This is a genomic window from Streptomyces sp. NPDC104313 (assembly GCF_055583985.1).
The window spans coordinates 142,479-165,717 of the sequence record NZ_JBVJMW010000009.1 but is presented as its reverse complement, the minus strand read 5'-3'; the positions used below and the strand labels follow the sequence as shown (position 1 = coordinate 165,717).

Genomic DNA, 23,239 nt, shown 5'->3' with positions numbered 1-23,239 from the left:
CCCGATGGCAGCGAAGATCGACATCGATGGTTATGTACAGGGAGTGCTCGACGGGAAGCGGGCGTTCGTGGCGCGCGCGATCACGCTCGTCGAGTCGACACGAGCCGAACACCGCGTGCTGGCGCAGCAGTTGCTGAGCCGACTGCTGCCGCACGCGGGGGCTGCCCGGCGGATCGGGATCAGTGGGGTGCCGGGCGTGGGCAAGTCCACGTTCATCGACGCGCTCGGCACGATGCTCACGGGGCTCGGGCACCGGGTGGCAGTGCTGGCGGTCGACCCGTCGTCCAGCCGTACCGGCGGTTCCATCCTGGGGGACAAGACCCGGATGGAACGCCTCGCGGTGGACCCGGCCGCCTTCATCCGCCCCTCCCCCACGGCGGGCACGCTCGGCGGGGTGGCCAAGGCGACCCGGGAGTCCATCGTGGTGATGGAGGCGGCGGGTTACGACGTGGTGCTGGTGGAGACGGTGGGCGTCGGGCAGTCGGAGACGGCGGTGGCCAACATGGTCGACACGTTCCTCCTGCTGACGCTGGCCCGTACCGGCGATCAGTTGCAGGGCATCAAGAAGGGCGTCCTGGAGCTGGCGGACGCCATCGCGGTGAACAAGGCCGACGGACCGCACGAACGTGACGCCCGCTCGGCCGCGCGCGAACTGGCGGGTGCGCTACGGCTGATGCATCCGGCGGACGCGGCCTGGGCACCCCCGGTGCTCACGTGCAGCGCACGTGAGGCGACCGGACTGGACACTCTGTGGGAGCGGCTGGAGCAGCACCGGACACTCCTGGAGTCGACCGGTCGGCTGGCGGCCAAGCGCCGCGACCAGCAGGTGGACTGGACGTGGACGATGGTCCGCGACGAACTGCTGGACAGTCTGCACAGCCACCCGGCGGTGCGAAAGCTCGCGCCGGAGCTCGAACAACGGGTCCGGGAGGGCACATTGACGGCGACGTCGGCCGCCGAGGAGATCCTCGGGGTGTTCCGCGGGGGTGCGTCCGGCGCGGACGCGGGCAGCGCGGGGCCATCCGCCTGAACGCGTCGGCACGGTAGCGGGGAAGGGGCCGAGGGCCCCGGGCGGAGGGGCCGCACCGCACGGGTCCGGCGAAGGTGACCACCTCGGGCGCCCGCGGAGCCTGGGGCGGCAGGGCGATGTGGTGGGCGGCGTCGCACCGAAACGGCTGCCGGACAGCCCACCGTCACCGACGAACACCCGGCCGGAGCGGGTCCGGTGAAGGCGGGCCGCGGAACGCGGGAGGGTCGTTCTGTCGCACCTGTTGGGTACGGCGATCGCCGCGACCTGTCCGAAGGGCCCTGTCAGGCCGGTCCTGTGCGCGGCGGTATGACCGGCGTATCCGGCGGTGAGCTGTTCGACAGGGATTTCCACGAGGACCGGCCTTTCCGAGGGGCAGGGGCATCTCCCTGCCCGGCGGCACCGAAGCGAGGCCGGCCCGGGTCGATATCGACGACTCGACGCCTCCTGGGCGGTCGATTCAATTTAGGCTACCCTTACCCGATGCCCGGAGGGGGTTGGTCATGTCTGAGCACATACCGGGCAAAAGCGGCGAGCTCGCCGGCCGCACCGCTCTGGTCACCGGTGCCGCACAGAGCATCGGCGCGGCAGTCGCCGACCTGCACGCCACCCTCGGCACCCGCGTGGCCGCCACCGATCGCGCCCGGCCGGGCGTCGATGCGCTGGTTGCCGAATGGGCCCTGACGCAGGAGAACCCGCACGATGGTGAACACTCGGGGGGCAGCCCGACCCCGTATGTGGTGGACGCCGGCGACCGCGGTTGGGCGGAGAGCACCGCGGCCCGGGCCGAACGCCGACTCGGCCCGGTCGACGCCCTGGTGGACGTGGCGGGCGCTCCGCGCACCGGCCCCGCGGCCGTGTTCTCCGCGCAGGACCGGGCAAGGTCGTCGCACCCGGCTCCACCGATACGCCGACGCGACGCGCGCTGCGGGCCGGTCCGGGTGGCGAACAGCGCGTCTTCGACGGGGCCCCTCGGCCTGCCGCACCGGCATCCCGCTCGGCCGGATCGACGCCCCCTGGGACATCGCGGAGACGGTGGCGTTCCTCACCGCGGACCGGGCCCGCCACATCACCACCAGGAGCTGTACGCCGACGGCGGGGCGACCCTGCGCTGACCGGCACGGCCGCCCTCCCCCTTTCCCTCACCTCCCCTCCAGCCCCCCGCACCCGGCTGACGGGACCATCGAGAATGGAGTCCCCGTGTCGACGGCATCCCAGGTCGCCACGCACACCGCCCCGGCCGGTCCGGCCCATCCGGCCGTAGGAGCGGCCATTTCGCTGCTGGACGCCTACACACCGGGCGACCGCTTCCTCGCCACCCCCGGACGCACGCTGCTCGCACGGGGCCCGGGACGCCATGTTCCCCATGACGAGCGACCGTTGGCCGCACGGGTGGACGCCACGCTCGCCGCAGCGGTCGCCGCCGGACAGGAATCGCCGGTGGTCATGGGCGCCGTCCCCTTCGACCACACCGCCCCTGCCGCCCTGGACGTCCCGGAGTCGGTGCGCTGCGCGCCGCCACTCACCTCCGACCCGCTCATCGCCCTGCCCGCCGGCGCGCCCGCAGCGGAGAACTGGCGGATACGCCCGGTACCCGAACCGGAGGCCTACGGCAAGGGCGTCGCATCGGCCGTGGAGCGCATGTGGCGCGGCGAGTTCAGCAAGGTCGTCCTGGCCCGCACCCTCGAACTCACCTCCGAGGCCCCGCTGGACCTGCCCGCGATGCTCCAGCGCCTCGCCCGCCGCGATCCCTCCGGCTACACCTTCGCGCTGCCGACCGGCCCCGGGCGCACCCTCATCGGCGCCGGCCCCGAACTGCTCGTCTCCCGCCACGGGAGGCAGGTCGTCGCCAATCCGCTCGCCGGGTCGACCCCCCGCAGCGCCGACCTCGCCGAGGACGTGCGCCGGGCGGCCACGCTGCTGGAGTCCGTCAAGGACCTCCACGAGCACGCCGTCGTCGTCGATGCCGTCCACCAGGCTCTTGCCCCGTACTGCACGGAACTGACCGTCCCGGCCCGCCCGACGCTCATCCACACCGCCACCATGTGGCACCTGTCCACCACGGTCACCGGCACTCTCGCCTCCTCCGGCGCCTCGGCGCTGGAGATGGCCTGTGCGATGCACCCGACGCCCGCCGTGTGCGGGACACCGACGCCGACGGCCCGTCAGGTCATCGCGGAACTCGAACCGTTCGACCGCGGGTTCTTCACCGGAGTGGTCGGCTGGGGCAACTCCGAGGGCGACGGCGAATGGGTCGTCACGATCCGCTGCGCCGACGCCGAGGAACGCACGCTGCGTCTGTACGCGGGAGCGGGCATCGTCGCCGCCTCCGAGCCCGAGGCGGAGACCGCCGGGACCGCGGCCGAGTTCCGCACCTTCCTGAGCGCCGTGGGAGCCGAGCTGTGAGCACGGACGTGGCGCCCGCCTGGCCCGCCGAGTTCGCGGAGAAGTACCGGGCGGCCGGCTGGTGGCGCGGGGAGACCTTCGGAGAGATGCTGCGACAGCGCGCCGAGGAGCATCCGGACCGGGTCGCGATCGTCGACCCGGTGGCGGGAAGCCGGTGGACGTACGCCGATCTCGACCGGCGGGCCGACCGGCTGGCGGCGGGCTTCCTCGCCCGCGACATCACCAAGGGCGACAAGGTGGTGGTGCAACTCCCCAACATCGCCGCGTTCTTCGAGGTGATCTTCGCACTGTTCCGGATCGGCGCGCTGCCCGTCTTCGCACTGCCCGCGCACCGCGAGAGCGAGATCACCTACTTCTGCGAGTTCACCGAGGCGGTGGCGTACGTCATCGCGGCCGAGCACGACGGCTACGACTACCGTGAACTGGCGTCGAGGACCCGTGCCCAGGTGAACACCCTGCGCCATGTGTTCGTCGCCCAGGGGGATCCCGGCGAGTTCGAGGCGCTGGCCGAGGTCGCCGAGGAGCCGGTCGGCTACGGCGGCCCGCTCCCGGGCGACCTGGCCTTCCTTCAGCTGTCCGGCGGCAGCACCGGCGTGCCGAAGCTGATCCCACGCACCCATGACGACTACATCTACTCGCTGTGGGGCTCAGGCGAGATCTGCGCCGTCGACGAGAGGAGCGTCTACCTGGTCGTGCTGCCGGCGGCCCACAACTTCCCGCTCTCCTGCCCCGGTTCGCTCGGCACGCTGTACGCCGGCGGCCGTGTGGTGCTGTGCCCGGGACCCTCGCCCGAGGTGGCGTTCCCGCTGATCGAGCGCGAGGGCGTCACCATCACCGGGCTCGTACCTCCGCTGGCCCTGCTGTGGACGGAGGCCGCGCCGGGCACCGCGCACGACCTCGGCAGCCTGGACGTCCTGCTCGTGGGGGGCGCCAAGTTCAGCGAGGAGGCGGCCCGGCGGGTGCGGCCCGCTCTCGGCTGCGCACTCCAACAGGTCTTCGGCATGGCCGAGGGGCTGGTCAACTACACCCGGCTGGACGATTCGGTCGAGATGATCGTCACCACCCAGGGGCGACCCATCTCGCCCGACGACGAGATCCTCGTCGTCGACGACGAGGACCGGGAGGTGGCCCCGGGTGGGACCGGCCATCTGCTGACCCGGGGCCCGTACACCATCCGGGGCTACTGGAACGCCCCCGAGCACAACGCCCGTTCCTTCACCGAGGACGGCTTCTACCGCACCGGCGACATCGTGCGGATCACCGACACCGGGCACATCGTCGTCGAGGGGCGCGCCAAGAACCAGATCAACCGGGGCGGCGAGAAGATCGCCGCCGAGGAGGTCGAGACCACATCCTCGCCCACCCGGCCGTGCGCGACGCCAACGTGGTGGCCGAGCCCGATCCGTATCTGGGCGAACGCGCCTGCGCCTACGTCATCCTGCGCTCGGGCGCGGGTCCGCTCAAGGCGGTGGCCGTCAAACGGTTCGTACGCGAACGAGGCCTGGCCGCCTACAAGGTGCCGGACCGGGTCGAGTTCGTCGACGCCTTCCCGCAGACGGGCGTGGGCAAGGTCTCCAAGAAGATCCTGCGCAACGCCGCCGCCCGCGCCACTTCCACCTCCCCGTCCCACTGAACGACTCCCCGAACTGAACCTCCGACGCACACCCGGCGCACCGTGGTACAGTGCGATGAGCACATGTGTATGCCCCTTCTCATCGGGCACCGGTGCTGATTCCTCTCCACCGCTGTTGCGCCCGTCCTTTCCGACCGGCGATCCAGCTTCTTCCCAGCGTTTTCGCTGCCTCTCCGGCCCGGGGCTTCCGTGCCCCCGGTGCGTGGCGTGATTGCCGCCGCCCCTCCGTACGCCGGTCCCCGCATTCGCCTGTCCGCGAAAGGACCCCTCCCATGACCACCACACTCGAACGCCCCGTGACCGGTGAGCGAAGCCCCGTCCGGGTCGTCGGCCTCCTCGATACCGCCGATGACGGACACGGCATGCTCCGTGTGCACGGCGGCCACCCCTCCCCCGACGACATCAAGGTGTCGTCCGCCCTGGTCCGCCGCCTCGGACTGCGCAAGGGCGACGCCGTCGAGGGCGACTGCGACCGGCCGCGCGTCCTGACCTTCGTCGACCGCGTGAACGGAATCGCCCCCGAAGACCTGCGGGGCCGTGCCCGCTTCCGCGACCTGACGCCGGTCCACCCCCATGAGCGGCTGCGCCTGGAAACCCCGCGCGGCGGGCCCGCACCGCGCATCGTCGATCTCGTCTCCCCCGTCGGCAAGGGCCAGCGCGGCATCGTCGTCGCACCGCCCCGGACGGGGAAGACGGTGCTGCTGCAGCAGTTGGCCGCCGCCGTCGCCACCAACCACCCCGAGGCACACCTGATGGTGGTGCTGCTCGACGAACGGCCCGAGGAGGTCACGGACATGCGCCGCTCCGTACGCGGCGAGGTGTACGCGTCGACCTTCGACCGGCCCGCGCGGGAGCACATCGCCCTGGCCGAACTCGCCGTCGAGCGCGGCCGGCGCCTCGTCGAGCAGGGCCGGGACGTGGTGATCCTGCTGGACTCCCTCACCCGGCTGTGCCGGGCCCACAACAACGCGGCGCGCGCGGGCGGCCGTACCCTGAGCGGCGGCGTCGACGCGGCGGCCCTCACCGGCCCGAAGAGGCTGTTCGGCGCGGCCCGTTGCGCCGAGGAGGGCGGTTCGCTGACCATCCTGGCGACCGCCCTCGTGGAGACGGGCTCACGGGCCGACGACTTCTTCTTCGAGGAGCTGAAGGGCACCGGCAACATGGAGCTGCGCCTGGACCGGTCCGCCGCCGAAGCACGGATCTTCCCCGCCGTCGACGTCACCCGCTCCGGCACCCGCCGCGAGGAACTCCTCTTCGGTCCGGGCGAGTTGACGGCCGTACGTGCCCTGCGGCGCGCGCTGAGCACACGGGACGGCCAAGGCGCCCTTCAGATGCTGCTCGACAAAGTCCGGCGCACCCCGGACAACGCGGCCTTCCTGCGGCAGGTGCGGCCGACGGTGCCGGACGCCTGAGCGCCGGCACCGGTCGGCGGACCGGATCCTAGGCGTCGCCCAGCGCTTCGGAGACCAGCGCCCGGGCCTCCTCCTGGACCCGGGCGAGGTGGCCGGGGCCCTGGAAGCTCTCGGCGTACACCTTGTAGACGTCCTCGGTGCCCGAGGGGCGGGCGGCGAACCAGGCGCTGTCGGTGCAGACCTTGAGCCCGCCGATCGCCGCTCCGTTACCGGGGGCCTCGGTGAGCACGGCGGTGACGGGTTCTCCGGCCAGGGTGTCGGCCTTGACCTGCCGAGGGGAGAGCTTCGCCAGGACGGCCTTCTCCTCGCGGGTGGCGGGTGCGTCGATGCGGGCGTACGCCGGGTCGCCGAAGCGGGCCGTGAGCTGGGCGTAACGCTGGGAGGGGGTGGATCCGGTGACGGCGGTGATCTCGGAGGCGAGGAGGGCCAGCAGGATGCCGTCCTTGTCGGTGGTCCAGACCCGGCCGTCGCGGCGCAGGAAGGAGGCCCCGGCGGACTCCTCGCCACCGAATCCCAGACTCCCGTCGTAGAGTCCGTCGACGAACCACTTGAAGCCGACCGGGACCTCCACCAGGGTGCGACCGAGGTCGTGGGCGACCCGGTCGATCATGGACGAGGAGACCAGGGTCTTACCGATGCCGGTCCCGGCGGCCCAGCCCTCGCGGTGGGTGTAGAGGTAGTCGATGGCTACGGCCAGGTAGTGGTTGGGGTTCATCAGGCCGCCGTCGGGGGTGACGATGCCGTGCCGGTCGGCGTCGGCGTCGTTGCCGGTGGCGATGGCGTACGCGTCGCGCTGGGCGATCAGCGAGGCCATGGCGTGCGGGGACGAGCAGTCCATGCGGATCTTGCCGTCCCAGTCCAGCGTCATGAACCGCCAGGTGGGGTCGGCGAGCGGGTTGACGACGGTGAGGTCGATCCGGTGCCGTTCCGCGATCCGCCCCCAGTAGGCGACGGACGCGCCGCCGAGCGGGTCGGCGCCGATGCGGATGCCCGCGTCCCGTACGGCGTCGAGGTCGAGGACGGCGGGCAGGTCGTCGATGTACGCGGTCAGGAAGTCGTGCCGTCGGGTGGTGTCGGCGGCCAGGGCGCGGGCGTACGGGATCCGGCGGACCTCTCCGAGTCCGGCCTCGATCAGGGCGTTGGCCCGGTCCTGGATCCAGGAGGTGGCGTCGGAGGCGGCCGGTCCCCCGTTCGGCGGGTTGTACTTGAAGCCGCCGTCGGCGGGCGGGTTGTGCGACGGGGTGACGACGATGCCGTCGGCCAGATGCTCGGTGCGCCCCCGGTTGTACGTCAGGATGGCGTGCGAGACAGCGGGGGTCGGGGTGTAGCCGTCCTCGCTGTCGATGAGGACGGTGGCCCCGTTGGCGGCGAGCACCTCCAGGGCGGTGACCCGGGCGGGTTCGGACAGCGCGTGGGTGTCCGCGCCGAGGAACAGGGGTCCGTCGGTGCCCTGGCGGGTGCGGTAGTCGCAGATGGCCTGGGTGGTGGCGGCGATGTGGTCCTCGTTGAACGCGGCGGCGAACGCGGAGCCGCGGTGGCCGGAGGTACCGAAGGCCACCCGCTGGGCGGGCTCGGCCGGATCGGGGTGGAGGGCGTAATAGGCCGTCACCAGCCGTGCCACGTCGACCAGGTCTGCGGACTGCGCCGGGTGACCGGCCCGTTCGTGCACCATCGGGTCTCCTCGTACGTCTTCGTCGTCGGCCGGACCGCGGGGAGACGGGCCCGGCGCACCGGGGAAACGATCACCCCGGTCCGTACCCGATTCTGCTCTCCCCACCGCCCCGGTGCGCGACCGGTTCGCGCCTTCCTCGTGTCGCCACCCGGCCGGGGCGGCGCCGCGCCCCTGGTCCGGAGGGGACCAGGGGCGCGGAAAGCGTACGGGCGGTGGCTCAACGGCCCTGGAGGGACCTCACGTTGTCGCCGAAGGTCCAGCCCCTGGAGCCGTCCCAGTTCAGGGACCAGGTCATCAGCCCCTTGAGGGAGCCGTTGTAGTGGTTCCAGGCCTGCGAGACGAGTCCGGTGGACATGTGGCCACCGCCGGCGCCGGGCTGGGCGGGCAGACCCGGGACCTGCTTGTCGTAGGGCACCTTGATGGTGGTGCCCTGGATGACGAGCCCCTTGTTCAGACAGTCGGTCTGGGCGGTGAAGCCCGCGACGGTGCCGGCGGAGTAGGAGTCGCCGGAGCAGCCGTACATGCTGCCGTTGTAGTACTGCATGTTCAGCCACCACAGGCGGCCGTTGTCGGCGTACTTCTTGATGATGGGCAGGTAGGAGCCCCAGATCGAGCCGTAGACCACGCTGCCGCCGGTGACGTACGCCGTCTCGGGGGCCATGGTGAGGCCGAAGTTCGGCGGCATCGCGGCGAGGACGCCGTCGATGATGCGGATGAGGTTGGCCTGCGACGCGGACAGCTGGTTGATGTTTCCGCTGCCGACGAGGCCGGTCTCGATGTCGATGTCGATGCCGTCGAAGTTGTACTTCTTCAGAATCGGGACGACCGTCTGGACGAACCGGTCGGCCACCGCGCTGGAGCTGAGGTCGATCCCCGCCGCTGCTCCGCCGATCGACATGAGGGTGGTGAGACCGGAGGCCTTGGCCTGGCACATCTCGGCGGGTGTGGCGACCTTGACGGTGTTGTCCATGCCGTCCTCCCAGAGGACGGTGCCGTCGGAGCGGATGACGGGGAAGGCCGCGTTGATGACGTTGTAGCCGTGCTGGGTGATGCGGGAGTCGGTGATCGGGATCCAGCCGAGCGGCGGATGCACGCCGTTGGCCGCCCCGTCCCAGTTCTCCCAGTACCCCTGGAGCACCTTGCCCGTGGGCTTCGACTTGACCGCGCAGGTCTCGGCGGCCGCGGTGTTCCTCTCCGCGGCCTTCGACGGCGCGACTCCGACCAGCATCGGTACGACGAGTGCCGCGGCCAGGCCGAGGCCCAGCAGTCGTGATGTACGCCCCATGATCCGTATGTCCTTCCTGCCCGGGTCCGCCGCCGACGGGGCGAAAGGTTCGCCCCGCCCCGCCCTATGTCGTGACCCTGCCAAACCGTAGAATGGTCCAGACCTTCGGTCAAGAGGTCTGGACCGGACTGCCCATCAGAAGCGGCTCCTCGCGTCCGCCCCGCCAGGCGGGACCCACCGCTGGGGCAGCCGCCGGCCATCGACGAGAACAGCGGCACGTTCCTGCCGAACCCGGTGAGGGGGACACCCGCGCAGGGGCCCCGTCACCGGACGTGGCGGGTCAGGAGTAGCGCAGGGCGATCGTGTCGCCGACCCCGATCACCTTGTTGCGGACGGCCCCGGCGAAGGCCGAGCCGTCCACGGACACCTTCCAGGTCGCCGAGCCGGCGTTGGCCTTGCCGTTGACGGAGGTGATGGTTCCGGTGCCGGAGGCGGGGACCACGGAGGTGACGCAGCCCGCCGGGGTGGACGCGCTCGTCGCGGCGGTCAGGACATCGCCAAGGGTGGTGCTCGCGCCGGTCGGGGTGAACGCGACCGAGCAGACCTTCAGTGTGCCGGTGCCGTCGTCCACGGTGAGCGCCAGCTTCGTCGCTGTGCCGGCCGTGAAGCCGCCCGCCGCCACCCACTTGGGCGCGCCCGCCGTGACCGGGGTGGGCGGCGCGGCGGTGAAGCCACCGTCCGCGACGGCGCGAAGGGCGTCGAGGGAGGAGTAGGCGGACGGGGTGGTGTCGGTGAGCTGGTACTTGAAGCCGCCGCCCGGGGTGAACTGCTGGGCGATCAGGAAGTCGACCGGGGTCCTGCCCGCCGGGGTGAGGAAGTCGCCGGTCTGCGGGTCGATGCCGCAGGCGTTGAGCCCGGAGACGGCCCAGCCGTTGGAGCTGGTGTTGATGCCGTACATCGCGTTGAACGCGCCGGAGGTGTTCACCAGCTTGCTCTTGAGGAACGCCTTGGCCTGGAGGATGTCGGGATCGGTGTTCGCAACGCCGGAGACGCAGAGCGCGGCCATCGAGGCGCCGGTCATGTCGACATCGCCCGGCTTGTTCAGCTCGGTCGCACTGCCCTCGGCCTTGGCGTAGGTCCAGCCGCCGTCGTTGTGCTGGTTGGCCCGGAGGCGGGTGACGACCTTGTCGACGAGCGCCTGCGGAATCCGCTGGAGGCCCGTCTGGGTTCTGGCGCCGCCCAGGGCGAGGGCGGCGAAGACCGTGCCGTTGTAGTTGGCGGACGGACCGAAGTAGCCGGCTTCCGCGTTCTGCCAGTAGCCGTAGATGTCGGCGATCAGATTACGTGAGGCGGAGACCCGGGCGGGGTCGATCCCGGCGGCGTACGCGTTGAGCGTGCCGCGCTGATAGTCGGTGACGACGGGGGTGGCGGAGGGCCAGCCCGGGGTGGCAAGGAGGTTGCGGTAGACGGTGCGGGCGTTCTTGGTGGCGTCACCGCCCGGCGTCACGTCCACGGCGGCCGTACCGGCTGCGGCGAGCGCGCTGAACGCCCACTCGTTGGAGAGGCCGGAGCCCGCGTACGAACCGTCCGCCGCCTGGAGGGACTTGACGTACGTCACACCGTTGGTCTTCGAGGTGGCGATCTGGGCGGGCGTGGAGGTCGCGGCGGCGGGAAGCACCGTGAGGGCGAACGCCCCGAGGGCGGCGGGCGCCACGAGGGCGAGGCGGCGGAACGTACGGGAGTCGGCGCCGGTGGGGGACGTACGGAAGGTGCCTGCGGTACGGGAGGTACCGGACATGCGGAACGTGACAGAACGGGGCATGTGCCTGCTCCTGGGATGAGGGACGCGCGGCACCACAGGGCCTCCCGGGCCGCGAGGGTCGGGGCAGGCTGGGGTGGCCGACGCCCGGACGCGTGGGTACGGCTTCTCCTGGGACAACCGCCGTCTGGGCATTCGGGCTCGGGAACGGCCCCCTGCCGTCCCACACCGCTGCGCGTCAGCCCCGGATTCGCACCGGGTTCCCCCCTACGGCAGGCCAGGACGCTACCCGAGGCGGCACGGCCGCGCCAGGGACGGTCCGGGCCCGAGCCGGGGCGATCGCGAAGGAGACGCAGGACACCTTGACGGTCTCTTCGAGAGCGTGTTCCAATCCGCCTGATACGCACTCAGCCCCAGGGGAAGCCGGTCGGAATCCGGCGCTGACCCGCAACCGTAGGCCCGCCACCGCGGGCGAGCCGGAATGCCTGGGGCCAGGAATTTCAGCGAGAAACGCCGTCGCGGACTACGGCGTGGTTCGAACAGCTCCCTGCGGGCGGCCCTTCGTGGCCGTGCCCCGACGGTGAGCCGTCCGCCACGCACGGCCCGCCCGGACAAGTCGAGGGGCCGTGGTGGGGACCGCACAGCAACAGCACCGGCACGTGGGGAAGAAGAGACTTCTGTCGCTGATCTCGGCGGCCGCGATGACCTTCGCCGCGAGCGTGGCGTTCGTCACCGGTGCGGGCCCGGCGGTCGCCGACCCCGTCGAGGAGTGCACGGCCACGAAGGGCGCGATCGTCGCGGTGGACTTCGGACCGTTCGGCGGTGGCGTGGTGCGCGGCTGCGACGCCACCCCGACCACCGGCTACGAACTCCTCCGCGACGGCGGGTTCACCACCGAGGGCACCCAGCACGACGGCGACGGCTTCATCTGCCGGATCGGCACCGGTTCCTTCAACTCCGGTACCCAGTATCCGACTCCGGCCACCGAGGACTGCGTGCACACCCCGCAGGCGACCGCCTACTGGTCGTACTGGATCGCCCCGCCCGGCCAGGAGACCTGGTCCTACAGTCCGCTGGGCGCGATGAGCCGCAAGCCCAACGCCGGCGACGTGGACGCCTGGGTGTTCGGCGGCACCGACATCGGTGGCTCCACCGGCCGCCCCACCTTCACCCCCGCCGAGGTCCGCGCGGGCGGCGGGCCGACGCCCGGCCCGACCGACGGCCCGACCGACGGCCCGGGCGTCCCCGGGGAGATCGACGTGCCGGCCGCCGCCCGCTGGGTGAACGGGCAACTGCGCGACGGCTCCCACGTGGTGGACGAAGGGGCCGAGGCGCCCAACGACTTCCTCACGACCGAGGCCGCGTACGCTCTCGCGGCGGCGAACGGCAAGGGCCCGGCCCTGGACAAGGTGACGGCCCATCTCGCCACCCGCACCGGCGCGTACGCCTACCCGAACGGCACGAACGCGGCACCCGACGCCCCGGCGGCCGCCCGGCTGGCGCTCGCCGCGGAGATCACCGGGGGCGACCCGCGTGACTTCGGCGGGCACGACCTGCTCGGCGACCTCACGAAGCACATCTGTCCGGCGGGCCCCGATTCGGGCGGCCCCACCCCCGGCTGCACGGCCGAGGGCGACTTCAACGGCGCGACCTACACGGACGGGCAGGCGCTGGCCGTGCTGGCGCTGCTGCGCGGCGGAGTGAAGCCGCCGGCCGGGACCGTGGCCCGGCTGACCCAGCTGGTCTGCCAGGACGGATCGGTGACCAGCGTCCTGATCCGCCCCGGTGAGAACTGCGACGGCGATCCGATGACCACCGGCCTGGTCGCGCTGGTGCTGAAGGAGGCGGGCGGACACGACACCCTCGTCGCCAAGGCGCGTACGTACCTCAAGAAGGCGCGGCTGAAGTCGGGCGCGTACCCGCCCTACAACGGGGCGACCACCGGGTCCGTCGCCGCCACCGCGTACGCGGCGCAGGCGTTGCGCGCACTCGGTGACCGAAGCGCGGCGGACGCGGCGGTCGCCTGGCTGTCGCGGGAGCAACTGGACGACGGGGGCTTCGGGTTCGACGAGAACGCCACCGACCCCGCGCTGTACGCGACGGGCCCGGCCGTGCTGGCGGGTGCGGGCGTCGACCTGGTCACGCTGGTCGCCAAGGACCCTGGGCCCACGGTCCCGCCGACCACTCCCCCGGCGACCGGCGGCCCCACCTCCCGGCCCACGACCCGCCCGCCGGGGGTGGGCCCGGACCTGAGGAAGGGCGTCGCCTTCCTGACACGCCCCGCCAACCTTGTGCAGGGCCGCTACTACGACGACGGCGCCAAGAAGGGGCGAGCCGAGTTCGGCATGACCATCGACGGGGCGTTCGCCCTGGCCGCGACCGGGCACGACCGCGACGCGCTGCGTACGATCGTGGACTTCCTCTCCGGCGGCGGCAAGGACGGCACGGGCCGGACGCTGGAGGACTGGTCCGGGATCGGCGGCAAGCACGCGCAGGGCGGCAGGATCGGCAAGGCGGCGCTGCTCGCGCAGGCCGTCGAGCGCGACCCGCGCGACTTCGGCGGCCGGGACCTGATCGGCGCGGTGACCGACGCCGTGTGCGCCGAGCCGAGCACCGCCCCGGACCGCAGCTGCCCTGCCAAGGGCGCCTACACCTACTCCCCGTCCGTCTTCGCCCAGTCCCTCGGAATCATCGCGCAGGTACGCGCGGGCGAGGAGGAGGCGGCCAAGGCCCCGATCGCGTATCTGGCGAGCCTCCAGCACGCTTCCTCGGGGGCCTGGCCGAGCCTGATCCCCGCCACGGGCGACTCCGACGTGGACTCGACCGCCATGGCCGCGATGACCCTGGACCTGGTCCCGGGCGACGCGCACGCGCGCGCCGTGGACAAGTCGCTGGCCTGGCTGGCCTCGAGGCAGTTGCCGGACGGCGGCTTCCCCGGCGCGTCCGGCAACTCGGTCAACTCGGCGGCGCTCGCCGTGCAGGGCCTGTCCCTGGACGCGGAGAGGTACGACGGGCAGATCACGAAGGCGCTGAAGTTCCTCGCCTCGCAGCAGAACAAGGACGGCGGGTTCAATGTCGCGAGGGACGGTCAGCGGGGCTCCGACATCCGCGCCTCCGCCCAGGCCGTCGGCGGGGCCACCGGCATCTCCTTCGGCACCCTGACCCGCAGCCTGGAGGGCACCACCCCGAACCCGGTGCCCTCCTCCACCACCCCGGCGATCGTCACCCCCGTGGACAGCACGGGCGGCGGCATCGTGAACGCCGAAAGCCCCGGCGGCGGGGGCGGCCTCGCCTCGACCGGTGTGCCGGCGCTCGGCCTCTCGGCCGCCGCCGTGATGCTGGTCCTGCTGGGCCGGCGCATGGTCGTGGCCGCCCGCCACCGGCGTACGGCGGCGGGTGGTGAGCGGTGAGCCCGCGCCTCCTTCGCCCCCTCGCCCGGGCACTGGGCGTCCTCGGCCTGACCGGCGCGGCGCTGCTGGCCCCCGCCGGTCAGGCGGCTGCGGCCCCGCAGCCGATCGGCCGGTGCACCACCTCGTCGGGCGTGGTGCTGGCCGTCGACTTCAGCCACTGGGGCGGTCCCGTCTACCGCTCCTGCGGTACGACGCCGACCACCGGCTACGAGCTGCTCAACCAGGGCGGCTGGCGGACCACCGGCACCGGCCACGACGGTCCGGCGTTCATCTGCCGGATCGGCTACAGCGGACACCGGGGCGGCAAGCAGTACCCGGCGTCGCAGCAGGAGGACTGCGTCCTCACCCCGCCCGCCTCGGCCTACTGGTCGTACTGGCACGCCGATCCCGGCGAGAACACCTGGGAGTACAGCCAGCTCGGCGCGATGAGCTACCGGCCCCGGCCGGGCAGCGTGGACCTGTGGATCTTCGGCGGGACCGACATCGGCGGCACGAAGGGCCGTCCCAGCGTCACCCCGGACCAGTTGCGCGCCCACAACGCGCGTCCCGTCGGCGGCGATCCGGCACCGCCGCGGAAAACGAAGCCCGGTCCGGTACGGACCACTCAGCGGCCGACGGACGGCGACCAGGCCCCGCCCCGGCCGGCCGCCCCACCGGAGACCTCAAAGTCCGCGTCGCCCTCCGGCTCCGCGAGTGCGTCCCCGACCGCCTCCCCGACCGATTCCCCCAGCCCGTCCGGTTCCGCGGCGACGGGTGCGGCGGTGGCCGCGCCGGAGAAGTCGGCGAAGGTGGTGGACGCCGCCCCGGCGGCCGACGCGGAGCACGACTCCGGGTCCCTCGTGCCGGTGGCGGCGACGGCCGCTCTCGTGGTGGTCATCGGCGGCGCGGCCGTGTTCGCCGCGAAGCGCCGCCGCCGTGCGGAGTAGTCCCCGCGTGACGCGTACGGTACGACAGCCGGGCGCACCGGAGTCCGCCTCCGGGCCGGACACCGGCGGCCGCCGGCTGCCGCGCACCCTGCACCCGGTCGCCTGGTGGATCTGGGCGCTCGCGCTGGCCACAGCCGTCAGCCGGACCAACAATCCGCTGCTGCTCCTCCTGGTCCTCGCGGTGCTCGGCTACGTCATCACCAAACGCCGCACCGAGGCCCCGTGGGCGCGAGGCTTCGGGTACTACCTCTGCCTGGCGCTGACGGTCGTCGCGATCCGCGTGGTCTTCCGGGCGGTGTTCGCCACCGGCATCACCCCGAACGACCACTACCTCTTCTCGCTCCCGCACATCCCGACGCCCGACTGGTACGCGGGCATCCAACTCGGCGGCCCGGTCTCGCTGGAGGCGCTGCTGTCGGCCGCGACGGAGGGCCTTCGCCTCGCCTGCATGCTGTGCTGCATCGGCGCGGCGAACACACTCGCCAACCCGAAGCGGGCGCTGCGGGTACTGCCGGGCGCGCTGTACGAACTGGGCGTCGCCGTCACCGTGTCGATCAGTGTCGCCCCCCAACTGGTGCAGAGCGTCCAGCGGGTGACCCGCGCCCGCCGTCTGCGGGCCGGTCGCAACAAGGGGTTGAGGGCCCTGCGAGGGACCGTGGTCCCGGTGCTGGAGGATGCCTTGGAGCGTTCGTTGCGGCTGGCGGCCGCGATGGACTCGCGCGGCTACGGCCGGGCCGGGTCGGCGACGCGCGGCTCGCGCCGGCTGACCGGGGCGCTGATGCTGTTGGGCATGTGCGGCCTGTGCGCCGGGGCGTACGGCCTCCTTGACCCGTCCGCGCCCACGCTGCTGGGACTGCCCGCGCTGGCGGCCGGTTCGGTGCTCTGCCTGGCCGGGCTGTGGCTGGGTGGGCGGCGGGTGACGCGCACGACGTACCGGCCGGACCCGTGGCGGTTCGCGGAGTGGGCGGTGGCCTCCTGCGGAGTGCTCTCCGCCGTACTGCTGTTCGTCAACGTCGGCTACGACCCGGCCGAGCTGAACCCGTCCATCTACCCGCTGAGCTGGCCGACACTGCCACTCGTCCCGGCCGCCGCGATCCTGCTCGCGGGCGCGGCCGGATTCCTGGCCCCGCCGCCGGGCCCACCCACCCCGCACGTCCCCGTGCGGCGCACCGAGGAAGCCGCATGATCACCTTCGACCAGGTGTCCGTCGTGTACGACGGCGCCGACCGGCCGGTCCTGCGGAACGTGGACCTGAGCGTCGACGAGGGCGAACTCTGCCTCGTGGTGGGCCATACGGGGGTCGGGAAGTCGACGCTGCTGGGCGCGGTCAACGGGCTCGTCCCGCACTTCACCGGCGGCACGCTGTACGGCACGGTCACCGTCGACGGCCGTGACACCGCCGACCATCCACCGCGTGAACTCGCCGATGTCGTGGGCGTGGTGGGCCAGGATCCGCTGGACGGTTTCGTCACGGACACGGTCGAGGAGGAACTCGCCTACGCGATGGAACAGTTGGCCATCGCCCCGGCCGTCATGCGCAAACGGGTGGAGGAGACGCTCGATCTGCTGGGGCTGGCGGATCTGCGCCACCGGGCACTGCACGAGCTGTCCGGGGGGCAGCAGCAGCGCGTCGCGATCGGTTCCGTGCTCACCGCCCACCCGCGCGTCCTGGTGCTGGACGAACCGACGTCCGCCCTCGACCCGACGGCGGCCGAGGAGGTGCTGGCCGCGGTGACCCGGCTGGTCCACGACCTGGGGGTGACGGTGCTGCTTGCCGAGCACCGCCTGGAGCGGGTGGTGCAGTACGCCGACCGCGTCATCCATCTGCCGGGGGACGGCCGGGTGGTGTCGGGGCCGCCGGCGGAGATCTTCGCGGCGTCGTCGATCGCCCCGCCCGTCGTCGAGCTGGGCCGGGCGGCGGGCTGGTCGCCCCTGCCCCTGTCCGTACGCGACGCCCGCCGGGCGGCCCGCCCGCTGCGTACCGATCTGGCGGGCGCCACACCCCCGCCGGTGCGCCCGGTCCCGGACGCACCGGGCGCCGGCCTGCTCACGGCCCGGGGCATCACGGTCGCCTACCGGGGCGTCCCGGCGGTGCGGGAGGTGGACCTCGGACTGCGGGCTGGGGAGGTCACGGCGCTGATGGGCCGCAACGGCTCGGGGAAGTCGTCGCTGCTGTGGGCGCTCCAGGGATCTGGTCCCCGCAGGTCCGGGACGGTGCGGGTGGCTCGGGGCGGGTCCGGCACATCGGCTCTCGCGGAGGGCTGCGACCCGAAGAAGCTGTCCGCCGCCGAGGCCCGGGAGCTGGTCGGGCTGGTCCCGCAGACCCCGACCGACCTGCTCTATCTGGAGAGCGTCGAACAGGAACTCGACCAGGCCGACGCCGAGTCCGGGGCCGGCCGGCCCCGGACGGGAGCGGGGGCCGACCGGCCGTCCGCCCGGGACATCCTGGACCGGCTGGCCCCGGGCATCGAGGACACAACGCATCCGCGTGACCTCTCCGAGGGTCAGAAGCTGGCACTGGTCCTCGCGATCCAGCTGACGGCCGCGCCCCGGGTACTCCTGCTGGACGAGCCGACGCGCGGCCTCGACTACCGGGCCAAGACCCAGCTGATCGCCATGGTCGACGAACTGGCGTACGAGGGAAGGGCGGTGGTGGTCTCCACCCATGACGTCGAGTTCGCGGCACGGGCCGCTGACCGGGTGGTGGTGCTGGCCGAGGGCGACATCGTCGCGGACGGGCCCACCGCCGAAGTGATCGTCGCATCCCCCGTCTTCGCCCCGCAGGTGGCAAAGGTCATGTCGCCGCTCCCGTACCTGACGGTGGACCAGGTGACGGCGGTGCTCGCGCGCGAGGAGGCGGGCGCGTGAAGGAGTTCGCCGACCTCACCGATCGCTCCGCCGGGGCCATCCGTATCGCGCCACGCGCCGGAATCGTGATGGCGATGGCCGCGTTCCTCGGCCTGGTCGCGTTCTTCTGGCCCTTCGTCATCGCCCCGGGCCGGCTCGGCGCGAACTACGCGCCACCGCTGATCTTCGGAGTGCTGCTGATCCTCGTCCTCTGTGTCGTGATCTCCGAGATCGCCGAGGGCGGCATCAACTCCAAAGCTCTGGCGATGCTCGGAGTGCTCTCCGCCGTGAACGCGGCGCTGCGCCCGCTCGGTGCGGGAACGGCGGGCATCGAGACGGTCTTCTTCGTCCTCGTCCTGGCGGGCCGCGTGTACGGTCCGGGCTTCGGCTTCACCCTGGGCTGCACCTCTCTGTTCGCATCCGCGCTGATCACCGGCGGGGTGGGCCCGTGGATGCCGTACCAGATGTTCGGCTGCGCTTTCGTCGGCATGCTCGCGGGCCTGCTGCCCCGGGCCACGGGACGCCTCGAAGTCATGATGCTCGCCGTCTACGGATCGCTTTCCGGCTACCTCTTCGGCTTTCTGCTGAACCTGTCCTTCTGGCCGTTCTCCGTGGACCCGAACAGCTCCATCGCCTATCTTCCCGGTCTCCCCTTCACCGAACAGTGGCAGCGCTACCTGGCGTTCGACATCGCCACTTCCCTCGGCTGGGACACCGGACGCGCGGTCACGAACTTCGTCTGCGTCACCCTGGCGGGCCCCGCCGTGCTCACCACCTTCCGACGGGCGGCCCGAAAGGCCCGCTTCCGGGCTCCGGTCCGCTTCGCCCCCCGAAGGCCGGGCGGCGGGGCTCCGGCGGGGATAGGCGGAGACGCGTATGCTCCGCGCCGTCGTTCGGGGGCCGTTCGGGGCCGTTCGGGGCTGTTTCCGCTCGGGGCCGGCGGTCGCGCAACCACGCGCGCACCGGATGCGTGATGATGGATGAGGGGCTGCGACACGACGGCGTTGCGCCGACGCCACAGGTCGGCGCCCCGGAAGGGCGGTCTCCATGTCCGCAGCCGGAAGCAGGACCTCGGCCGCAGTGCTGTTCACCGTGCTCGTGCTGGCCGTCACGGCCGCGTGCACGGGCGGGGACGGTTCCTCGCCCTCGCCCCGCAGCAGCTCTCCCTCCAGCGCGGGCCGGGCCGCCGTACTCGCCGTGAAGATCGACAATGTGGCGCCCGCACGCCCCCACACCGGTCTGGAGCAGGCCGATATCGTCTACGTCGAGCAGGTGGAGGCGGGCCTGAGCCGGATCCTCGCCGTGTACTCCTCCGCTCTGCCGCCGGTCATCGGCCCGGTGCGCAGCGCGCGGGAGACCGATCTTGAGCTGCTGCGGCAGTTCGACCGGCCGGCGCTGGCCTTCTCCGGGGTCCAGAACAGGCTGCTGCCGTTCATCGACCGCGCACCGCTGGACCCCGTGCCGCCCTCGAAGGCTCCGGGGGCGTACTTCCGGGAACCGGACCGGCCCGCGCCGCACAATCTCTATCTGCGGCCGGCCCGGATCCCGTTCGTGGCCTCCGGTGTGAACGCCGTCGGGGAACTGGGGCTGAAGGCCGGCGCGCCGCCTCCCGGCGGGGAGCCGGAGGACAGCCGCACGGTTCGCTATCCGTCCGCGTCCGTGATGTTCACCTGGTCCGCCGAACGCGAGCGGTGGCTCGTCTCCCTGGACGGCTCCCCCGCCCGCACCACCGAGGGCGGGCGGCTCGGGGCCGGTACGGTCGTCGTCCAGGACGTGACCGTACGGCCCTCGGACTTCCGCGACCGGTCCGGGACCACCAGCCCGTTCACCGAGACCGTGGGGGCGGGAAGCGCGATCGTCCTGCGGGACGGCCGGGCGCATGAGGCCCGATGGGCGCGGGGCACGGCCGACGCGGACACGGTGTACACCACCCCCGACGGGCAACGCGTCGGTCTCGCCGAAGGACCGCTGTGGATCCTGTACGCGCCGCGCGGAAGCACCTGAGCGAGGGCTCGCCGAAGTGCTGGAAGGACGTCCGGGCGGCGGGTCGGGGCCCGGAGCACCCAGGGTCCGCGGGTGCGCTCCAGCTCCTCCTTGTCGAGCGTGCCGACCGCCCTGGCGCTTCCAGGAGAGGAAACATCAGGCGGCCCGGCCGGCCCGGTACGGCTTCCTTGTGCGCTGCTCGTCGTCGCCCGGCTACCGGGTGCGGGACAGCAGCGCCCCACCCGCGTACCGCGCCGACTCTCCCAACTCCTCCTCAATCCTGATCAGTTGGTTGTACTTGGCCGTGCGGTCGGAGCGGGAGAGCGAGCCGGTCTTGATCTGGCCGCAGCCCGTCGCGACCGCCAGGTCCGCGATCGTGGTGTCCTCCGTCTCGCCGGAGCGGTGGGACATCACGACACTCCAGCCCGCACGACGGGCGGTGGCGACCGTGGCGAGCGCTTCGGTCAGGGTGCCGATCTGGTTGACCTTCACCAGGACCGAGTTACCGACGCCGGTACGGATCCCCTCGCGCACCTGCGCCTCGTCGGTGCAGAACACATCGTCGCCGGTGAGCTGGCAGCGGTGGCCGACGCGGGTGGTCAGCTCGCGCCAGCCGTCCATGTCGTCCTCGGCCATCGGGTCCTCGATGGAGACGACCGGGTAGGCGTCGACCAGCTTGACCAGGTAGTCGACCTGCTCGGAGGGGGTGCGGCGTACGCCTTCGCCCGCGTAGACGTACGCGCCGTCACGGAAGAACTCCGACGAGGCCGGATCCATGACCAGGCCGATGTCCTCGCCGGGACGGTACCCGGCGCGCTCGACGGCGCTCATGACGAAGTCGAGCGCCTCCTCCGCCGTGCGCAGCGCGGGCGCGAAGCCGCCCTCGTCGCCGACGCCGGTGGCGTGTCCGGCGGCGAGCAGGTCACGTCGCAGGGTGTGGAAGATCTCGGAACCCATACGGACGGCTTCCGCGAAGGTCTTCGCACCCACCGGCGCGATCATGAACTCCTGGAAGTCCAGCGGATTGTCGGCGTGTGCTCCGCCGTTGACGATGTTCATCATCGGCAGCGGGAGAAGGCGGGCGTCGGCGCCGCCGAGATAGCGGTAGAGCGGTTGACGGTGGGCCGCCGCGGCGGCCTTCGCGGCGGCGAGGGAGACCCCGAGGATCGCGTTCGCGCCCAGCCGCGACTTGTCGGGTGTGCCGTCGAGCGCGACGAGCGCGGCGTCCAGGCCCGCCTGGTCGTCGGCGTCGCGGCCCACGACCCCGGCCGCGAGTTCCCCGTTCACGTGGGCCACCGCACGGTCGACGCCCTTGCCGTGCCACTGGCCGGCGTCCCCGTCGCGCAGTTCCACGGCCTCCCGGGCGCCGGTGGAGGCGCCGGAGGGGACCGCCGCGCGGCCGAGGGAGCCGTCGGCGAGGCGGACGTCGGCCTCGACGGTGGGGTTGCCCCTGCTGTCGATGATCCGGCGAGCGGTGACGGACTGGATGACGGTGGGCTCAACTGCCTTGGGGGCCATGCGAGGTCCTTCCCTAGTCACACGCCGCGGCACTCTTGCGACAACGCCGGCGCGAGCCGCGACGGCGCAACTCTACAGCAAGACTGTTCAGAGTTGCTGTGCAGCTCGTCTGTTTAGCTTCGCTGTTCAGCTGTGCTGCCCAGTTGCGGTGTCCCCTCTCGCTGCGCGGGCCACCTGCGGAACCCGCCGGCGACCGCGGGTTAAAGTGCCCTATGCCCACCCCGGAACCCGCCACTGTCGCCGCCGATCTGCGCATCGCCATGGGCAAACTCGCTCGGCGCGTGAAGCAGGAGGACCGGATCCCGCACGGTCAGGTCGCCGTTCTGGGCGTCCTCGACCGGGACGGGGCCATGACCACCAGCGACCTCGCGGCGGACCAGCGCGTGCGCCCCCAGTCAATGGCGCGCGCGGTCGGACTCCTCATGGACCAGGGCCTCGTCATCCGCCGGGCGCACCCGACGGACGGGCGCAAATCGCTCGTCGACCTCTCCGACGTGGGACGGGCGGCACTGGAGGCGGAGCGCGACCGCCGTGCCGACTGGCTCGCCCGGTCCATCGACCTCGAACTCGACGAGGACGAGCAGGAGACGCTCGCGCGCGGCGCCGCCCTGATGGAGCGGCTCGCCGCGCACTGAAACCCGGACTCACGGCGTACGTGGAACCCGGACTCACCGCCCGGCCGGAGGGGTCGGGCCGCCGTAAAGCGTGTTGTCGCCAGGCATGCGGGTCTGTCAGGGTCGCCCGGTGAACGCTTCGCGATGTGACCTTCTGCGCCGCCAGTTCGATCTGACCTGGTCGTTGTTCGAGTACCACCTGGAACGGCTCGACACCGAGGACTTCCTCTGGCAGCCGGCGCTGTTGTGCTGGACGGTGCACCTGCGGGCCGACGGCCGGTGGACGCCGGACTGGGCGGAGACGGAGCCCGATCCCGTTCCGGTGCCGACCATCGGCTGGCTCAGCTGGCACATCGGTTGGTGGTGGAGTACGGCGGTCGAGCACGCTTCGGGCCGCGAGCCCCGGGACCGGGAGGACGTCGCGTGGCCGGGCGACGCCGAGGGCGCCATCGGCTGGCTGCGTGGGCTCCGGGAGCAGTGGCTGGGGGTGCTGGACGGCTTGGACGACGCGGCTCTCGACGCACCCGCCCGGTACCCCTGGGAGCAGGGTCCGGATCACACCGTCGCGCACATGGCCGCGTGGGTGAACGCCGAGCTGATGAAGAACGTGGCGGAGATCGGGCAGCTCCGGATGGTGCGCGCGGCGTCCACGGGCTGACCGGGGCCGGCGCGCGATGTCCATCGACGGATTCCGCCGAACCGGACCCATGTGGGGCGGGGGTCGGTCCTGTTCGCCTCGGTGTGCTCCCGTTGCGCCGCTGGGACGGTACGGACTGCCGGTACGCCGAAGCGCGGGGCCCGCCCGGC

General features: G+C 72.4%; 15 protein-coding genes, 2 pseudogenes and 1 riboswitch. Of the genes and pseudogenes, 13 read left to right on the top strand and 4 right to left on the bottom strand.

Annotated elements, in window-relative coordinates; genetic code table 11:
- Window positions 1-4 precede the first annotated feature (4 nt).
- The 5 genes and pseudogenes from meaB (at window position 5) to rho (ending at window position 6,478) form a co-directional block, all read left to right on the top strand.
- Window positions 5-1,030, top strand: coding sequence for a methylmalonyl Co-A mutase-associated GTPase MeaB (gene meaB, locus ACZ60Q_RS22205; RefSeq protein WP_469637192.1), 1,026 nt, complete (start codon window positions 5-7; stop codon window positions 1,028-1,030).
- Between the two features lie 500 nt (window positions 1,031-1,530).
- Window positions 1,531-2,142, top strand: a pseudogene (locus tag ACZ60Q_RS22200) (SDR family oxidoreductase).
- Window positions 2,143-2,227: 85 nt separating this feature from the next.
- Complete coding sequence (locus ACZ60Q_RS22195; protein WP_469637189.1) at window positions 2,228-3,433, top strand: isochorismate synthase; 1,206 nt, start codon at window positions 2,228-2,230, stop codon at window positions 3,431-3,433.
- A pseudogene (locus ACZ60Q_RS22190) lies at window positions 3,430-5,066 on the top strand ((2,3-dihydroxybenzoyl)adenylate synthase). The gene ACZ60Q_RS22195 and the pseudogene ACZ60Q_RS22190 overlap by 4 nt, the downstream one beginning before the upstream one ends.
- A 272-nt stretch (window positions 5,067-5,338) precedes the next feature.
- Entirely contained in the window at window positions 5,339-6,478 is a 1,140-nt protein-coding gene (gene rho / locus ACZ60Q_RS22185; protein ID WP_469637186.1) for a transcription termination factor Rho, read from the top strand.
- A 28-nt stretch (window positions 6,479-6,506) separates the two neighbouring features.
- Here rho and pgm read toward each other — a convergent pair whose 3' ends face one another.
- From pgm to ACZ60Q_RS22170, 3 genes are all read right to left on the bottom strand, one after another.
- Window positions 6,507-8,150: a phosphoglucomutase (alpha-D-glucose-1,6-bisphosphate-dependent) gene (gene pgm / locus ACZ60Q_RS22180; RefSeq protein WP_469637184.1), complete on the bottom strand. Its 1,644-nt coding sequence runs from the start codon at window positions 8,148-8,150 to the stop codon at window positions 6,507-6,509.
- 217 nt (window positions 8,151-8,367) lie between these two features.
- Window positions 8,368-9,435: a chitinase gene (locus ACZ60Q_RS22175; protein WP_469637181.1), complete on the bottom strand. Its 1,068-nt coding sequence runs from the start codon at window positions 9,433-9,435 to the stop codon at window positions 8,368-8,370.
- Between the two features lie 280 nt (window positions 9,436-9,715).
- Window positions 9,716-11,173: a hypothetical protein gene (locus tag ACZ60Q_RS22170; protein WP_469637592.1), complete on the bottom strand. Its 1,458-nt coding sequence runs from the start codon at window positions 11,171-11,173 to the stop codon at window positions 9,716-9,718.
- A 150-nt stretch (window positions 11,174-11,323) separates the two neighbouring features.
- Window positions 11,324-11,400: riboswitch (cobalamin riboswitch) on the bottom strand.
- A 363-nt stretch (window positions 11,401-11,763) separates the two neighbouring features.
- Here ACZ60Q_RS22170 and ACZ60Q_RS22165 point away from each other — a divergent pair.
- The 6 genes from ACZ60Q_RS22165 to ACZ60Q_RS22140 all read left to right on the top strand — a co-directional run bounded on the left by ACZ60Q_RS22165 (window position 11,764) and on the right by ACZ60Q_RS22140 (window position 20,321).
- Window positions 11,764-14,544, top strand: coding sequence for a prenyltransferase/squalene oxidase repeat-containing protein (locus ACZ60Q_RS22165; protein WP_469637178.1), 2,781 nt, complete (start codon window positions 11,764-11,766; stop codon window positions 14,542-14,544).
- A complete protein-coding gene (locus ACZ60Q_RS22160; protein ID WP_469637175.1) occupies window positions 14,541-15,470 on the top strand; it encodes a hypothetical protein in 930 nt (309 codons plus the stop codon). Before ACZ60Q_RS22165 ends, ACZ60Q_RS22160 begins: the two co-directional genes overlap by 4 nt.
- A 7-nt stretch (window positions 15,471-15,477) precedes the next feature.
- Window positions 15,478-16,656 (top strand): energy-coupling factor transporter transmembrane component T, encoded by a 1,179-nt coding sequence (locus ACZ60Q_RS22155; protein ID WP_469637173.1) that lies wholly within the window; start codon window positions 15,478-15,480, stop codon window positions 16,654-16,656.
- Entirely contained in the window at window positions 16,653-18,338 is a 1,686-nt protein-coding gene (locus tag ACZ60Q_RS22150) for an ABC transporter ATP-binding protein (protein ID WP_469637170.1), read from the top strand. The genes ACZ60Q_RS22155 and ACZ60Q_RS22150 overlap by 4 nt, the downstream gene beginning before the upstream one ends.
- Before the next feature lie 68 nt (window positions 18,339-18,406).
- Window positions 18,407-19,291 carry an ECF transporter S component family protein gene (locus tag ACZ60Q_RS22145; RefSeq protein WP_469637589.1) on the top strand — a complete coding sequence of 295 codons (885 nt, stop codon included), beginning with the start codon at window positions 18,407-18,409 and terminating at the stop codon, window positions 19,289-19,291.
- A gap of 73 nt (window positions 19,292-19,364) precedes the next feature.
- Entirely contained in the window at window positions 19,365-20,321 is a 957-nt protein-coding gene (locus ACZ60Q_RS22140; RefSeq protein WP_469637167.1) for a DUF3048 domain-containing protein, read from the top strand.
- A 192-nt stretch (window positions 20,322-20,513) separates the two neighbouring features.
- Here ACZ60Q_RS22140 and eno read toward each other — a convergent pair whose 3' ends face one another.
- A complete protein-coding gene (gene eno, locus ACZ60Q_RS22135) occupies window positions 20,514-21,818 on the bottom strand; it encodes a phosphopyruvate hydratase (RefSeq protein ID WP_469637165.1) in 1,305 nt (434 codons plus the stop codon).
- Window positions 21,819-22,030: 212 nt separating this feature from the next.
- Between eno and ACZ60Q_RS22130 the strand changes: the two genes are divergently transcribed.
- Both ACZ60Q_RS22130 and ACZ60Q_RS22125 read left to right on the top strand, forming a co-directional pair.
- Window positions 22,031-22,453, top strand: coding sequence for a MarR family winged helix-turn-helix transcriptional regulator (locus ACZ60Q_RS22130; protein ID WP_469637162.1), 423 nt, complete (start codon window positions 22,031-22,033; stop codon window positions 22,451-22,453).
- 109 nt (window positions 22,454-22,562) lie between these two features.
- Window positions 22,563-23,090 carry a DinB family protein gene (locus tag ACZ60Q_RS22125; RefSeq protein WP_469637159.1) on the top strand — a complete coding sequence of 176 codons (528 nt, stop codon included), beginning with the start codon at window positions 22,563-22,565 and terminating at the stop codon, window positions 23,088-23,090.
- Window positions 23,091-23,239: the final 149 nt, after the last annotated feature.